General features: G+C 71.2%; 11 protein-coding genes and 1 tRNA gene. 10 read left to right on the top strand and 2 right to left on the bottom strand.

Annotated features, from left to right (window positions below):
• Positions 1-33: 33 nt before the first annotated feature.
• Positions 34-1,719: a thiamine pyrophosphate-binding protein gene (locus ACIPJI_RS18080; protein WP_356619950.1), complete on the bottom strand. Its 1,686-nt coding sequence runs from the start codon at positions 1,717-1,719 to the stop codon at positions 34-36.
• A 196-nt stretch (positions 1,720-1,915) separates the two neighbouring features.
• Here ACIPJI_RS18080 and sucC point away from each other — a divergent pair, with 196 nt between their 5' ends.
• The 5 genes from sucC (at position 1,916) to ACIPJI_RS18055 (ending at position 7,346) form a co-directional block, all read left to right on the top strand.
• Positions 1,916-3,043, top strand: coding sequence for an ADP-forming succinate--CoA ligase subunit beta (sucC, locus tag ACIPJI_RS18075; protein ID WP_356619948.1), 1,128 nt, complete (start codon positions 1,916-1,918; stop codon positions 3,041-3,043).
• Between the two features lie 152 nt (positions 3,044-3,195).
• Positions 3,196-4,086, top strand: a complete 891-nt coding sequence (gene sucD, locus ACIPJI_RS18070; protein ID WP_402247248.1) for a succinate--CoA ligase subunit alpha — start codon at positions 3,196-3,198, stop codon at positions 4,084-4,086.
• 164 nt (positions 4,087-4,250) lie between these two features.
• On the top strand, positions 4,251-5,795 hold the full coding sequence (locus ACIPJI_RS18065; protein ID WP_402247246.1) for an aldehyde dehydrogenase family protein: 1,545 nt from the start codon (positions 4,251-4,253) through the stop codon (positions 5,793-5,795).
• 296 nt (positions 5,796-6,091) lie between these two features.
• Positions 6,092-6,571 carry a sortase gene (locus tag ACIPJI_RS18060; protein ID WP_356619942.1) on the top strand — a complete coding sequence of 160 codons (480 nt, stop codon included), beginning with the start codon at positions 6,092-6,094 and terminating at the stop codon, positions 6,569-6,571.
• Between the two features lie 106 nt (positions 6,572-6,677).
• Positions 6,678-7,346 (top strand): class F sortase, encoded by a 669-nt coding sequence (locus ACIPJI_RS18055; RefSeq protein WP_402247244.1) that lies wholly within the window; start codon positions 6,678-6,680, stop codon positions 7,344-7,346.
• Between the two features lie 241 nt (positions 7,347-7,587).
• Here ACIPJI_RS18055 and ACIPJI_RS18050 read toward each other — a convergent pair whose 3' ends face one another.
• Positions 7,588-8,910: a DUF2254 domain-containing protein gene (locus ACIPJI_RS18050; RefSeq protein ID WP_402247243.1), complete on the bottom strand. Its 1,323-nt coding sequence runs from the start codon at positions 8,908-8,910 to the stop codon at positions 7,588-7,590.
• Between the two features lie 168 nt (positions 8,911-9,078).
• Here ACIPJI_RS18050 and ACIPJI_RS18045 point away from each other — a divergent pair.
• The 5 genes from ACIPJI_RS18045 (at position 9,079) to ACIPJI_RS18025 (ending at position 14,417) form a co-directional block, all read left to right on the top strand.
• A tRNA-Leu gene (locus tag ACIPJI_RS18045) sits at positions 9,079-9,166 on the top strand.
• A 133-nt stretch (positions 9,167-9,299) separates the two neighbouring features.
• On the top strand, positions 9,300-9,695 hold the full coding sequence (locus ACIPJI_RS18040; RefSeq protein WP_402247703.1) for a DUF2809 domain-containing protein: 396 nt from the start codon (positions 9,300-9,302) through the stop codon (positions 9,693-9,695).
• Positions 9,696-9,887: 192 nt separating this feature from the next.
• Positions 9,888-10,922, top strand: a complete 1,035-nt coding sequence (locus ACIPJI_RS18035; RefSeq protein ID WP_402247241.1) for a LacI family DNA-binding transcriptional regulator — start codon at positions 9,888-9,890, stop codon at positions 10,920-10,922.
• Positions 10,919-12,460 carry a sugar ABC transporter ATP-binding protein gene (locus ACIPJI_RS18030; protein ID WP_402247239.1) on the top strand — a complete coding sequence of 514 codons (1,542 nt, stop codon included), beginning with the start codon at positions 10,919-10,921 and terminating at the stop codon, positions 12,458-12,460. The genes ACIPJI_RS18035 and ACIPJI_RS18030 overlap by 4 nt, the downstream gene beginning before the upstream one ends.
• Entirely contained in the window at positions 12,450-14,417 is a 1,968-nt protein-coding gene (locus tag ACIPJI_RS18025; RefSeq protein ID WP_356619933.1) for a substrate-binding domain-containing protein, read from the top strand. The genes ACIPJI_RS18030 and ACIPJI_RS18025 overlap by 11 nt, the downstream gene beginning before the upstream one ends.
• Positions 14,418-14,424 lie beyond the last annotated feature (7 nt).

The following is a 14,424-nucleotide window of genomic DNA, read 5'->3' as shown; positions in this document are numbered from 1 at the left end:
CCTGGTCGTGTTCTGGGTCATGGCCGGCGCTCCTCACTTGTACATGGTCTGGTTCATGGTTCCGGGGGCGTACGCGTCGGGGTCCACCCACACGTTGATCAGCGACGGCAGTCCGGACTCGCGGGCGCGGCGCAGCGCGGGCGCGATGTCGGCGGGGTCGCGGACCTCCTCGCCGTAGCCGCCCAGCATCCGGGCGAACTCGTCGTAGCGGACGTCCCCGAGGGTGTTGCCGACGCGCTCGCGCTCCAGGCCGTACTTCTGCGCCTGGCCGTAACGGATCTGGTTCATGGAGGAGTTGTTGCCGACGATCCCGACGAAGGGGAGGTTGTAGCGGACGAGCGTCTCGAAGTCCCAGCCGGTCAGCGAGAACGCGCCGTCACCGAAGAGAGCCACCACCTCCTTGTCGGGGCGGGCCTTTTTGGCGGCCAGGACGAACGGGACACCGACGCCGAGGGTGCCGAGCGGTCCCGGGTCCATCCAGTGGCCGGGGGACTTGGGCTGGACGACCTGACCGGAGAAGGTGACGATGTCGCCGCCGTCGCCGATGTAGACAGAGTCCTCGGTGAGGAAGTCGTTGATCTCGCTGACCAGGCGGTACGGGTGGATGGGTGAGGCGTCGGAGCGCAGCTGCGGCAGTCGCTTGTCGAGCGCGGTCTGCTCGGCGGCGCGCAGCTCCTCGAGCCACGCCTTGCGCTTGACGGCGCCGCCGTTGAGGCGTCCGGAGACCGCTTCCGTGACGGACCTGAGGATCAGGCCGGCGTCACCGACGATCCCGAGGTCGATGTCCCGGTTCTTGCCCACCGTCCGGTAGTCCAGGTCGATCTGTACCACCGTGGCGTTTGGCGACAGCCGCTTGCCGTATCCCATCCGGAAGTCGAACGGGGTGCCGACGATGACGATGACGTCGGCGTTCGAGAAGGCGTAGCGGCGCGAGAGCTGGAAGTGGTGCGGGTCGCCGGGCGGCAGCGTGCCGCGTCCGGCGCCGTTCATGTACGCGGGCATGTTCAGGGTGCGCACCAGCTCGACGGCGGAGTCGGTGCCGCGGGTGGTCCACACCTGGCTGCCGAGCAGGATCGCCGGCTTCTCGGCGTGGACCAGAAGGTCGGCGAGCTTCTCCACGGCCTCCGGGTCGCCGGCGCTGCGCGTCGAGGCCCGGTAGTGGCCGGCCTTCGGGACGCGCGCCTTCTCGACGGGGACCTTGGCGTCGAGCACGTCGCGCGGGATCTCCAGGAAGGAGGGGCCGGGCGCGCCGTGGTAGCACTCGCGGAACGCCATCGAAACCATGTCGGCGGCGCGCGCCGTGTCCGGCACGGTGGCGGCGAACTTGGTGATCGGCGTCATCATGTCGACGTGCGGGAGGTCCTGCAGGGAGCCCATCTTGTGCTGGGTGTGCGCTCCCTGACCACCGATCAGCAGCATCGGTGACTCGGCGCGGAAGGCGTTGGCGACGCCGGTGACGGCGTCCGTGGTGCCCGGCCCCGCGGTGACGACCGCGCATCCCGGCTTGCCCGTGATGCGGGCGTAGCCGTCGGCGGCGTGGGCGGCGACCTGTTCGTGGCGTACGTCGACGACTTCGATGCCTTCGTCCACGCAGCCGTCGTAGATGTCGATGATGTGGCCGCCGCAGAGGGTGTAGATGACCTCCACGCCCTCGGCTTTGAGCGCCTTGGCCACCAGGTGTCCACCCGAGATGAGTTGTTGGCTGTTGTCGTCGGGCATGGCGAAGTCCTGTCCCTTCGTAGGGGAGTCGGTGTGCTGGTCAGGGGGCGCCGGTGCGCCGCCCTGGTGTGCTTCGCGGTAAATTGCATACAGTCGACGAATACTGTATGAAGCTTGTTATCCCGCATCCGGTGGGTGGTGTCCAGGGGGCGTGCGGCACTTTCATTCGTTTCGGACGAAGCACTGGGAGCCCGGCATGGATCTGTACGAGCACCAAGCAAGGGAACTCTTCGGGGAGTACGGCATCCCCGTACCGGAAGCAGAGACCGCACAGACCGCCGCGCAGGCCCGCGCGGCCGCTGAACGGCTCGGCGGCCGCGTCGTGGTCAAGGCCCAGGTGAAGACCGGAGGCAGGGGCAAGGCCGGCGGGGTGAAGCTCGCCGCCGACGCCGCGGCCGCGGAGGTGACCGCCCGCCAGATCCTCGGCATGGACATCAAGGGCCACACCGTGCGCACGGTGATGATCGCCCAGCCGGTCGACATCGAGGCCGAGTTCTACGTCTCCTACGTCCTCGACCGCGCCGCCGGCTCCTTCCTCGCCATCGCGTCCGCAGAGGGCGGCATGGACATCGAGGAGGTCGCCGCCACCCGGCCGGAAGCGGTCGCCCGCATCCCCGTCGCCCCCGCCGAGGGCGTCACGGCCGCCAAGGCCGCAGAGATCGCGGCGGCGGCCGGCCTGCCGCGGGAGACCGCGCCCGTACTTCAGGAGCTGTGGCAGGTCCTGGTCCGTGAGGACGCCCTCCTGGTCGAGGTCAACCCGCTCGTGCGCACCACGGCCGGCGACATCCTCGCCCTCGACGGCAAGGTCACCCTCGACGACAACGCCCGCTTCCGGCAGGCCCGCTGGGGCAACGACGACGCCACCCTGCACGAGGACCCGCTGGAGGCGGTGGCCGCCGCCAAGGGCCTCAATTACGTCAAGCTCGACGGAACCGTCGGCGTCATCGGCAACGGCGCCGGCCTGGTCATGTCCACCCTCGACGTCGTCGCCGGCTGCGGCGCCAGGCCCGCGAACTTCCTCGACATCGGCGGCGGAGCCTCCGCAGCGGTGATGGCCGACGGGCTCTCCGTCATCCTCTCCGACCGGGACGTGGGCAGCGTGCTCGTGAACGTCTTCGGCGGCATCACGGCCTGCGACGCCGTCGCCGAAGGCATCGTGCAGGCCCTCGACTCCGTACGCCTGACCAAGCCGCTCGTCGTGCGGCTCGACGGCAACAACGCCGCCCGTGGCCGCGCCATCCTCGAGGAACGCGCCCATCCCCTCGTCCAGCAGTCCACCACCATGGACGGCGCCGCCCGCCGGGCCGCCGACCTCGCCATCTGATCGGGCCGAAGGGGCGCGACGGTGTCGAAAAGGGAGTGCGGCCCCTCCCGGTGAACCACGATCGACCGTCGACGCCGACTTGGGCGCCCCGTGGGGGTCCCCCCGGCGAAGTCAGGGGGAGAGTCGAGCTGCAACAGAAAGGACCGGGAACCATGGCAGTGTTCCTCACCAAGGAGAGCAAGGTCCTCGTCCAGGGCATGACCGGCGCCGAGGGCATGAAGCACACCCGCCGGATGCTGGCGTCCGGCACCGACGTGGTCGCGGGGGTCAACCCGCGCAAGGCGGGCCAGGTCGTCGACTTCGACGAGCGTGTCGTCCCCGTCTTCGGGGGCGTCCGCGAGGCGATGACGGCCACCGGCGCGGACGTCGCCGTGGTCTTCGTACCGCCCCCGTTCGCCAAGGCCGCCGTCATGGAGGCCGCCGACGCCGGCATCGGGCTCGCGGTCGTCATCACCGAGGGCATCCCCGTCCATGACGCCGTCGCCTTCCAGGCGTACGCAGCCGAACGCGGCACCCGGATCATCGGGCCCAACTGCCCCGGCCTCATCAGCCCCGGCCAGTCGAACGCCGGCATCATCCCGGCGGACATCGCCCCCGAGCCCGGCCGTATCGGGCTCGTCTCCAAGTCCGGCACACTCACCTACCAACTCATGTACGAGCTGCGGGACATCGGCTTCTCCTCGGCGGTCGGCATCGGCGGCGACCCGGTGGTCGGCACCACCCACATCGACTGCCTCGCCGCCTTCGAGGCGGACCCCAACACCGAACTCATCGTGCTGATAGGCGAGATCGGCGGTGACGCGGAGGAACGCGCCGCCGCCTACATCACCGAGCACGTCACCAAGCCCGTCGTCGGCTACATCGCCGGCTTCACCGCCCCCGAGGGCAAGACCATGGGGCACGCCGGAGCGATCGTGTCGGGCTCCAGCGGGACCGCCGAGGCCAAGAAGCGGGCCCTCGAAGCGGCCGGCGTACGGGTCGGCTCCACACCGACCGAGACGTCACGCCTGGTGCGCGAGCGGCTCGCGGTGTCCGACGGCTGAGAGCTCACCCTCATTCACAGCCGATTGTGAGTAACCGGGTTACTTACGGGTAACCCATCCGCCGACCGGGATGCCCGGGCGGCCGGCGTGTGCGAGCCGGCCGCCCGTCCCCGTCGCCGAACGTCCTCCCGCCCCGTACGACACGTCACGAGCGGAGTTCCTTCATGGCAGCACCCACCCTCACCCTCAAGCCGGGCACGGCCTGGACCGACGCCTGGCAGCGCTGCGCCGCCGTCGCCCCCGAGGCGTTCCAGGACGACCGTGTCCTCAACCTCTGGGCCGCGCGGTGGCATGCGGACGGCCGAGCCCTCCCCGCCACCAGCCCCGTCGACCAGAGCCCCATAGCCGGCCCGCCCCGGCTGGACACGACCGCCGCCCGACACGCCGTCCGCGCCTCGCTCGACCAGCACCGCGCCTGGCGCCACATCCCCCTGCCCGAACGCCGCGCCCGCGTCGCCGCCACCCTCGACGCCCTCGCCGAGCACCGCGAACTGCTCGCCCTCCTCCTCGTCTGGGAGATCGGCAAGCCCTGGCGGCTCGCTCAGGCCGACGTCGACCGCGCCATCGACGGGGTCCGCTGGTACGTCGAGGGCGTCGAACCCATGCTGGACGGCCGCTCACCCCTCGCCGGCCCGGTCTCCAACATCGCCAGCTGGAACTACCCCATGTCCGTCCTCGTCCACGCCATGCTCGTCCAGGCGCTGGCCGGGAACGCGGTGATCGCCAAGGCCCCGACCGACGGCGGCGTCGCCTGCCTCACCCTCGCCTGCGCGCTCGCCGCCCGCGAAGGCGTGCCCCTGACCCTGGTCAGCGGCAGCGGCGGGGAGCTCTCCGAGGCGCTCGTCCGCTCCCCGGAGATCGGCTGCGTCTCCTTCGTCGGAGGGCGCGACACCGGCGCCCGCATCGCCACCGCCGTGGCCGACCTCGGCAAGCGCCACATCCTGGAGCAGGAGGGTCTCAACACCTGGGGTGTCTGGAACTACACCGACTTCGCCGCCCTCACCGCCGTCATCCCGAAACTCTTCGACTACGGCAAGCAGCGCTGCACCGCCTACCCCCGGTTCGTCGTCCAGCGCGAGTCCTTCGCCGACTTCCTCGCCGCCTACCTGCCCGCCGTACGCTCGATCCGCACCGGCCACCCCCTCGCCGTCGAACACCCCGACGACCCGCTGCCCACCCTCGACTTCGGGCCGCTCATCAACGCGGCCAAAGCCAAGGAACTGGCCGACCAGGTCGCCGAGGCCATCGACCGCGGGGCCGTACCCCTCCACCGGGGGACGCTCGCCGACGGCCGCTTCCTCCCCGGACAGGACACCTCCGCCTACCTCCCGCCCGTCACCCTCCTGGGCCCGCCCCCGTCCTCCCCGCTGCACCACGCCGAACCCTTCGGCCCGGTCGACACCATCGTCCTCGTCGACACGGAGGCGGAACTGCTCGCCGCGATGAACGCCTCGGGCGGCGCGCTCGTGGCGACCCTCTCCACGGACGACCCGGCGACCTTCCGGCGTCTCGCCCCGCAGATCCGCGCCTTCAAGACCGGCCACAACAAGCCCCGTTCACGCGGCGACCGCGACGAGCTGTTCGGCGGCTTCGGCGCCTCCTGGCGCGGCGCGTTCGTCGGCGGCGAGCTGCTGGTGCGAGCCGTGACGGAAGGCCCGGCGGGGGAGCGGCTGCCGGGCAACTTCCCCGACTACCAGCTCAACGCCTGACGGGGCGTCTGCTCCCCCTGGCAGGACGCTCGCACGTCCCGGTCCGCCCTCTTCGACGCGCCCGGGACGGGCGAGCCTTAGCCCGTTCGCACCTTTCACGTCGGCACGTTCGCCGCGGCATGTCCGACGCGGCGACCTGCGGCAGTGCCGGATGGAGACCGGATCCTGCGCCCTACCGGGTGACCCCCGTGCCGGGACCTCGCATTGCGATGATCACCGAGTGTGGGTTGCCTCGTACACGGAGCACAGCAGAGGAGCCGCGCAGAGGGCCGGACACTGCTCCGCTGGAGGAAGACATGCGCATCGCCCGTACCGGTCTCAAGGTCGCCGTGATCGTCGGCACCCTCGCACTCTCCGCGCCGGTCGCCGCGGCCGAGGGCGGCGACATCGAGATCAGCCCGCGTAACGCCCCGGGGACCACGGTCACGGTCACCACCACCGCCTGCGGCAAGGAGACCTACGGCAAGGGGGAGTCGGAGGCGGGTGGGAAGTTCCACCTCTTCGAGGGGGACCGGAAGGGCGTCCTGGTGGGCGAGTTCGAGCTGCCCGACGACGCCGCTCCGGGAACCGACACGGTGACCCTGAAGTGCCCTCCGCGTACCAAGGTCACCGGTACCCACCGGATCGGCGACCGCCCCAGCGGAGGGGTCGAGGCGGGCTTCGGTGACGCCACCGGCAAGAGCGCACAGCTCGCACTCGGCGGGCTGCTCCTCGCCGGAGCGGTCGCCGGCGGGGTGGTCAGGACGCGCCGCGGCTCCGGTGGCGTCCGGACCTGACGCCACCTCTCTGCCCACCGGCCCTCGGCCACCGTCACGGTGACCGGGGGCCGGCCGGGTCCCCCCGCACACCTCCGCCCCGCTGCCGAGCAAAGGCCCGCCCTCGATGGACGACACCCCGACGACCCGGACCACCGATGCGGCCCGCCTCCCCTCCTGCAAGCTGCTCGTCTGCGCCGGGATCGCCGGGGCCGTGCTGGTGGGCGGCGCGCTGCACGAGGACCGCCCACCGCAGCCGTCGCCGGCGCAGCAGCGCGCCGCCGCCGCGCGGCCCGCCCCGGAGCGCGCGGCGCCGCAACCCCCGGCCGTCGAGCCTCTCGCCCCCGCGGATCCCGTCCGCCTGCTGATCCCGGCCATCGGCGTGAACGCCCCGCTGACGCGCCTGGAGTTGAACAAGAAGGGTGCGCTGCAGCCACCGCCGGCCGGCGCGCCCGCTCTCGCCGGCTGGTACGGCGACGGTGCGACCCCGGGGGAGAGCGGCACGGCCGTGACCGCCGGACATGTGGACACCCCCGCCGGGCGGGGAGTCTTCTACCGGCTGGGGGCGCTCGGCAAGGGCGACACCATCGACGTCGTGCGCAAGGACCGGCGCACAGCCGTCTTCACCGTCGACGCGGTGGAGGTCCACGACAAGAACGACTTCCCGGACGAGAAGGTCTACGGCGATTCCGGCCGGCCCGAGCTGCGGGTGATCACGTGCGGCGGCGACCGGTCCGCGAAAGGCGGCTACGAGGGCAACGTCGTCGTCTATGCGACGCTCAGCGCCGTGAAGTAGCGATCCGCGCCCCGCCCGCCCGCCGGTCCGTGAGCCTTCCGAATGTCCTCATGGTCGGCGGCAGCGGCCGGCCGGCCGGACCTGCCTGTCCGCGCCCGAAGGCCCACCGGGTCCGCGCTCGAATGCCGGCCGGACCTGCCTGTCCGCGCCCGAAGGCCCACCGGGTCCGCGCTCGAATGCCGGCCGGACCTGGCTGTCCGCTCACGAAGGCCGGCCGACCAGGCCGGACCGCGACTGCCGGTCAGCCGATGCCCTGGCGGTCCGGTTCGAGGGCGAAGTCGCCTTCGGCCGGTTCCCGTACCGACTGCCGCACGGCGCGGACCAGCATGTCCCGGTGCCGTTCGAGCGGCGCGCGCCGCTCAGGAGGTACGAGCTGGAGCAGATCCTCGAACCCGGCCATCATGCGCCGCGTGACCTGAGGGTTGCCCACCGCGCAGCCCCGCAGCTCGGCGAAGCCGAGGTCGACCAGGTCCTCCCACTCGGACACGTGCTGGACCAGCCGCACCCGGCCCTTCCCGTCCTGGTGGTACACCGTGCCGAGCGGGCGCTGGGCGACGACGGCGAGATACTGCACGATCCGGTCCAGGCACTGCACGGCCGTGGTCGGGTCGTTCACGGACGACGACAGGGCCCGCAGCCCGATGTCGGTCAACTGCCGCAGTCCGAAGGTCAGGTCACGTCGGAACGTGCGCTCCACGCCGACCGACACGGCCGACTGCAGCGCACGCCGGGCCGCGAACGGCAGCGGCTGTCCCGCGCCGCCGTGGACCGTGAGCACGGGCGTCCCGGGTACGACGAAGTCCCCGACGCGGGGGATGAGTCGCAGCACCACGTCATGGCGCCGGGCCACCCGCACCAGCCGGGCGACCTCGACGTCCCGCAGGGCTCCCGACCGCCCCTGGTGACTGATGCGGACGGTCTCGTCCCCCAGCGGCTCCCCGGGCGCGTCGGACCTCGGCATACGCGCCAGTGCCCCGAACGCCTCCCGGGTGACCCGGTCCACCACGGGACCCACTTTCATCAGCTGAAGCGTCTGTGTCACGTAGGCGATGAACAGCAGCAGACTCAACGCGACCATGAGCAGCGTCAGGATGCTCTGCATCACCGGCACGGACGTCACCTCCCGTGGGTTGCGTTCGCTCTCGAAGGCCGTCAGCACCAGCAGCGACAGCAGGAACGTGGAGAGGAAGACGGAGAAGGTGAGCTTGCTGATACGGCTCCTGATGAAGATGCGCACCACGCGGGGGCTGAAGTTGCCGGCCGCCATCTGCACCGCGACGAGCGAGATGCTGAAGACCACACCGATGAAGGTCATCATCGCGGACGCGATCGTGGTGACGATGGTCTTGGCGTCGTCGGCGATCGCCATGAGCTCGCGAAGGCTCCGGAAGTCCTCTTCGTCCCGCAGTGTGTCGACGATCAGGGTGTCGACGGCGTCGGCGAGGGCCCAGACGACGAAGACGAGGACCAGCGCCACGGTGGGGGCGAACCAGAACGTCTCGCGCAGATGCTCGCGCAGCACGGACAGGGCGCGGGGCGGACGGTAGGTGCGACGTTGACTCACACGGCCGACGGTAACCAAACGCAGCGCGTCTGCTCGGATACACGCTGTAGCGTCTCTCTCCGCGTGCCGCTCGCACCCCACTGACCACGCAATATGCAGGTGAGAGGCACTGCGAACCCCTGGTATTGTTGTCCATGTCGCCGCGGGAGACCGGGGCGAATCACCTGAGTCCGGGTGGCGGAATGGCAGACGCGCTAGCTTGAGGTGCTAGTGCCCTTTATCGGGCGTGGGGGTTCAAGTCCCCCCTCGGACACCAGCGGGACCCCAGTTCATCTGGGGTCCTTTTGCTTTTCCGGGAGCATGTGACGGAGTCCGGCACGACCCGGAAGAGAGCCTTTACTGTGATCGCCGTGACCTCTCAGCGGCTCGGCGGATCCTCGCGCACCCGGATGGCCGCCGCCGCGGCCGCGGTCTTGACGGTCGTGGCGGGGCTCGCGGTCAGAGCCGTGGCGCAGGGGAGTGTCGCGAAGTACGCGGGGGACGCGCTGTACACCGTCCTGATCCTCGCTCTCGTCGTGCTCGTGGCTCCTCGGTCCCGGCCCCTCGCGGCCGCCGGGGCGGCGCTCGCGTTCAGCTGGGCGGTCGAGTTCCTGCAACTCACCGGCGTGCCGGCCGAGTTGTCGGGTCGGAGCGTCGTCGCCCGGCTCGTCCTGGGGTCCACCTTCAACGCGCCCGACCTTCTTTGGTACGCCGTGGGCGCCGCCCTGGGAGGGCTCGCCCACGCCTCGCTCGCACGCCGGTCCGGCCCGCCGTCCCCTCCGGTCTCCGCCCGCGCGCAGGTGTGAAGGCCGACGCCCGGCACCCGCCCCCGGCCCGTCAGCTCGTCTGAGCGCCCTCGTCACGATCTGATCTCGCCCGCCGCCGGGGCCTTGCCAACCCGGCCGTGTAAACGTTTCCATCTCTTCGTGTAAACGTTTCCATGCGACGCACCGCATGGGGTCGAAGGCTTTCGGGATCCACAAGGAGGTGGTCCGGACATGGCCGGCATCAAGGATGTGGCCGCCGCCGCGGGACTGTCCGTCGCGACGGTCTCACGGGCGCTCAACAACCATCCCTCCGTCAGCCCGGAGGCCAGGGCCCGCGTCCTCGCCGCCGTCGAGGCGCTCGGCTACCGGCCCAACGCGGTCGCCCGTTCACTGCGCACGGACCAGACCCGCACCATCGGTCTCGTCATCAGCGACGTCCTCAACCCGTACTTCACCGAGCTGGCCCGTTCCGTCGAGGAGGAGGCCCGCACCCGCGGCTACAGCGTCATCATCGGCAACGCCAACGAGCAGCCGGACCTCCAGGACCACCACGTCCGCACCCTGCTCGAGCGCAGGATCGACGGTCTGCTCGTCTCGCCCGCCGACGGGCGCTCCCCGCTGATGCTCGACGCGGCCGGCGGCGGCACCCCCATGGTCTTCGTCGACCGGTGGATCCCCGGCGTCGACGTCCCCGTCGTCCGCGCGGACGGCCGCGCCGCCGTCCGCGACCTCGTGGCCCACCTGCACGGTCTCGACCACCGGCGGCTCGCGATCATCGCAGGACCGGCGGCCACCACCACCGGGCAGGAGCGCGTCGACGCCTTCCGTGAGGCGCTGCACGCCTACGGACTGCCGCTGCCCGACGAGTACATCGGCCAGGGTGACTTCCAGGCCGACAGCGGACGCCGCGCCACCGAGCGCTTCCTCGACCTGCCCCGGCCGCCCGAGGTCGTCTTTGCCGCGGACAACCTGATGGCCCTCGGCGCACTCGACGCCATCCGCGCCCGCGGGCTGCGTGTCCCCGACGACATCGGACTCGCCGCCTTCGACGACATCCCGTGGTTCGTCCACACCGACCCGCCGATCACGGCGATCGCCCAGCCGACCGCCGACCTGGCCAGAGCGGCCGTACGGGCGCTGGTCGACCTGATCGAAGGCAGACCCCCGCAGTCCGTGACCCTCCCCGCCACCCTCGTCGTACGCCGTTCCTGCGGCGAGCCGCCGGCCCCCGCCCCCACCCCGACCCAGCAAAGGAGCAACTTGTGAGCAGCCCGGACGAGTTGCTGCGCATCGAAGGCATCCGCAAGACCTTCCCCGGTGTGGTCGCCCTCGACTCCGTCGACTTCGATCTGCGCCGCGGCGAGGTGCACGTCCTCCTCGGCGAGAACGGAGCCGGCAAGAGCACCCTCATCAAGATGCTCTCCGGCGCCTACCGGCCCGACAGCGGGCGCATCCTCGCCGAAGGGCGCGAGGTGCGCATCCACAGCGCCCAGGACGCGGAACGCCTCGGCATCGCCACCATCTACCAGGAGTTCAACCTGGTGCCCGACCTGACGGTCGCGGAGAACATCTTCCTCGGCCGCCAGCCACGGCGCTTCGGCATGATCGACCACTGGACGATGGAGGCCCGGGCGCAGAAGCTCCTCGACCGCGTCGGCGTCCAGGTGTCCCCGCGGGCCCGCGTACGCGAACTCGGCATCGCCCGCCTCCAGATGGTGGAGATCGCCAAGGCCCTCAGCCTCGACGCCCGCGTCCTGATCATGGACGAGCCGACCGCCGTGTTGACCACGGAGGAGGTCGACAAGCTCTTCCGTATCGTGCGCCAACTGCGCGAGGACGGCGTCGGCATCGTCTTCATCACCCACCACTTGGAGGAGATCGCCGCCCTCGGCGACCGCGTCACCGTCCTGCGCGACGGCCGCTCCGTCGACCAGGTGCCCGCCTCGACGCCCGAGGACGAACTCGTACGGCTCATGGTGGGCCGCTCCATCGAGCAGCAGTACCCGCGCGAACGACCTGAGGCCGGCGAGCCCTTGCTGTCCGTGCGCGGACTGACCCGCGACGGCGTCTTCCACGACGTCAGCTTCGAGGTGCGGGCCGGTGAGGTCGTCGGCCTCGCCGGGCTGGTCGGCGCCGGCCGCACCGAGGTCGCCCGCGCCGTCTTCGGCGCCGACCCCTACGACCGGGGCAGCGTCCAGGTCCTCGGCCGCACGCTGCCCACCCACGAAGTGGGCGCCGCGATGGGAGCCGGGATCGGACTCGTACCCGAGGACCGCAAGGGTCAGGGCCTGGTCCTCGACGCCTCCGTGCAGGAGAACCTCGGCCTGGTCACCCTGCGTTCGGCGACCCGCGCCGGACTCGTCGACCTCAAGGCGCAGCGCACGGCCGCCGCCCGCATCGCCGAGCAGCTCGGCGTCCGGATGGCGGGCCTCGGCCAGCATGTACGCACCCTGTCCGGCGGCAACCAGCAGAAGGTCGTCATCGGCAAGTGGCTGCTCGCCGACACCCGCGTGCTGATCCTCGACGAACCCACCCGAGGCATCGACGTCGGCGCCAAGGTCGAGATCTACCAGCTCGTCAACGAGCTCACCGCCTCCGGCCACGCCGTCCTGATGATCTCCAGCGACCTGCCGGAAGTGCTCGGCATGAGCGACCGGGTGCTGGTCATGGCCCAGGGCCGGATCGCCGGCGAACTCGACGCAGAACAAGCCACCCAGGACGCGGTGATGGCCCTCGCCGTCACCACCGCCACTCCTGCGAACGACCCCGCAGTGAACGAAGAGGAGAGCCCCCGTGGCCACTGACACGCTGAAGAACGACAGGGGCGCGAGCGGCGCCCCGGCGGGAGGCTCCGCGCTCCGTCGCATACTCCTCGACAACGGCGCCCTCACCGCTCTCGTCGTCCTGCTCGTCGCGATGTCGCTGCTCTCCGGCGACTTCCTGACGACGCAGAACCTGCTCAACGTCGGCGTCCAGGCCGCCGTGACCGCGATCCTCGCGTTCGGTGTCACCTTCGTCATCGTCTCCGCAGGCATCGACCTGTCCGTCGGCTCCGTCGCCGCGCTGTCCGCCACCGTGCTGGCCTGGACGGCGACCAGCGAGGGAGTGCCGGTGTGGCTGGCCGTGGTCCTCGCCGTCGCGACCGGCGCTGCCTGCGGCCTCGTCAACGGCGCGCTCGTCTCGTACGGCAAACTGCCGCCGTTCATCGCCACGCTCGCGATGCTGTCGATCGGCCGCGGACTGTCCCTCGTCATCTCCCAGGGCAGCCCCATCGCGTTCCCCGAATCCGTGTCCGGCCTCGGCGACACGCTCGGCGGCTGGCTCCCCGTCCCCGTCCTCGTGATGATCGCGATGGGCCTGCTCACCGCGCTGATCCTCGGCCGCACCTACATCGGCCGCTCCATGTACGCCATCGGCGGCAACGAGGAGGCCGCCCGCCTCTCCGGCCTGCGCGTCAAGCGGCAGAAGCTCGTCATCTACGCGCTGTCCGGTCTCTTCGCCGCCGTCGCCGGTGTCGTCCTCGCCTCCCGGCTCGCCTCCGCCCAGCCGCAGGCCGCGCAGGGCTACGAACTCGACGCCATCGCCGCCGTCGTCATCGGCGGCGCCAGCCTCGCCGGCGGCGTCGGCAAGGCGTCCGGCACCCTGATCGGCGCGCTGATCCTCGCCGTGCTGCGCAACGGCCTCAACCTCCTGTCCGTGTCCGCCTTCTGGCAGCAGGTCGTCATCGGTGTCGTCATCGCCCTCGCGGTGCTGCTGGACACGCTCCGCCGCCGCGCCGGCGCCACGGGAGGCGGTGCGGCCGCGGCCGGGACCGGAAGCCCCGGCGGGAAGAAGAAGGGCGCGGCGAAGTTCGCCGTCGCCGCGGCGATCGTCGCCGCCGTCGTCGGCGCGGTCTCGCTCCTCAACCCCGGCCCGTCGTCGACGAACACGAAGATCGGCATGTCGCTGTCCACGCTCAACAACCCCTTCTTCGTGCAGATGAAGGAAGGCGCGCAGGCGGAGGCCGAGGCCGCGGGCATCGACCTCACCGTCACCGACGCGCAGAACGACGCCTCCCAGCAGGCCAACCAGCTCCAGAACTTCACCAGCTCCGGAGTGAAGTCGGTCATCGTCAACCCGGTGGACTCCGACGCCGTCGGCCCGGCCGTGCGCGGCGCCAACAAGGCCGACATCCCGGTCATCGCCGCCGACCGCGGTGTGAACAAGGCCGAGACCACCGCCCTGGTGGCCTCCGACAACGTGGCCGGTGGCAAGCTCGCCGCGAAGACGCTGGCCGAGAAGCTCGGCGGCGAGGGCAGGATCGTGATCCTCCAGGGCACGGCCGGCACCTCCGCCAGCCGCGAGCGCGGCGCGGGCTTCGCCGAGGGCCTCAAGGCCTACCCGGGCATCCAGGTGCTCGCCAAGCAGCCCGCGGACTTCGACCGCACCAAGGGCCTCGACGTCATGACCAACCTGCTCCAGGCCAACTCCGGCATCAACGGCGTCTTCGCCGAGAACGACGAGATGGCACTGGGCGCGGTCAAGGCGCTGGGCAGCAAGGCCGGCAGCTCGGTCTCCGTCGTCGGCTTCGACGGCACACCCGACGGCCTGAAGGCGGTCGAGGCGGGCACGCTGTACGCGTCGATCGCCCAGCAGCCCGCGGAACTGGGGAAGATCGCCGTCCGGAACGCGGTCAGGGCGGCGCAGGGCAAGAGCGTCGAGAGCGTGGTGAAGGTGCCGGTCAAGGTCGTCACCCGCGAGAACGTCGCCGACTTCTCATGACGCCGCA

Source organism: Streptomyces sp. NPDC086835 (assembly GCF_044745705.1).
GTDB lineage: Bacteria > Actinomycetota > Actinomycetes > Streptomycetales > Streptomycetaceae > Streptomyces.
This window is presented reverse-complemented; position numbering and strand designations above follow the sequence as displayed.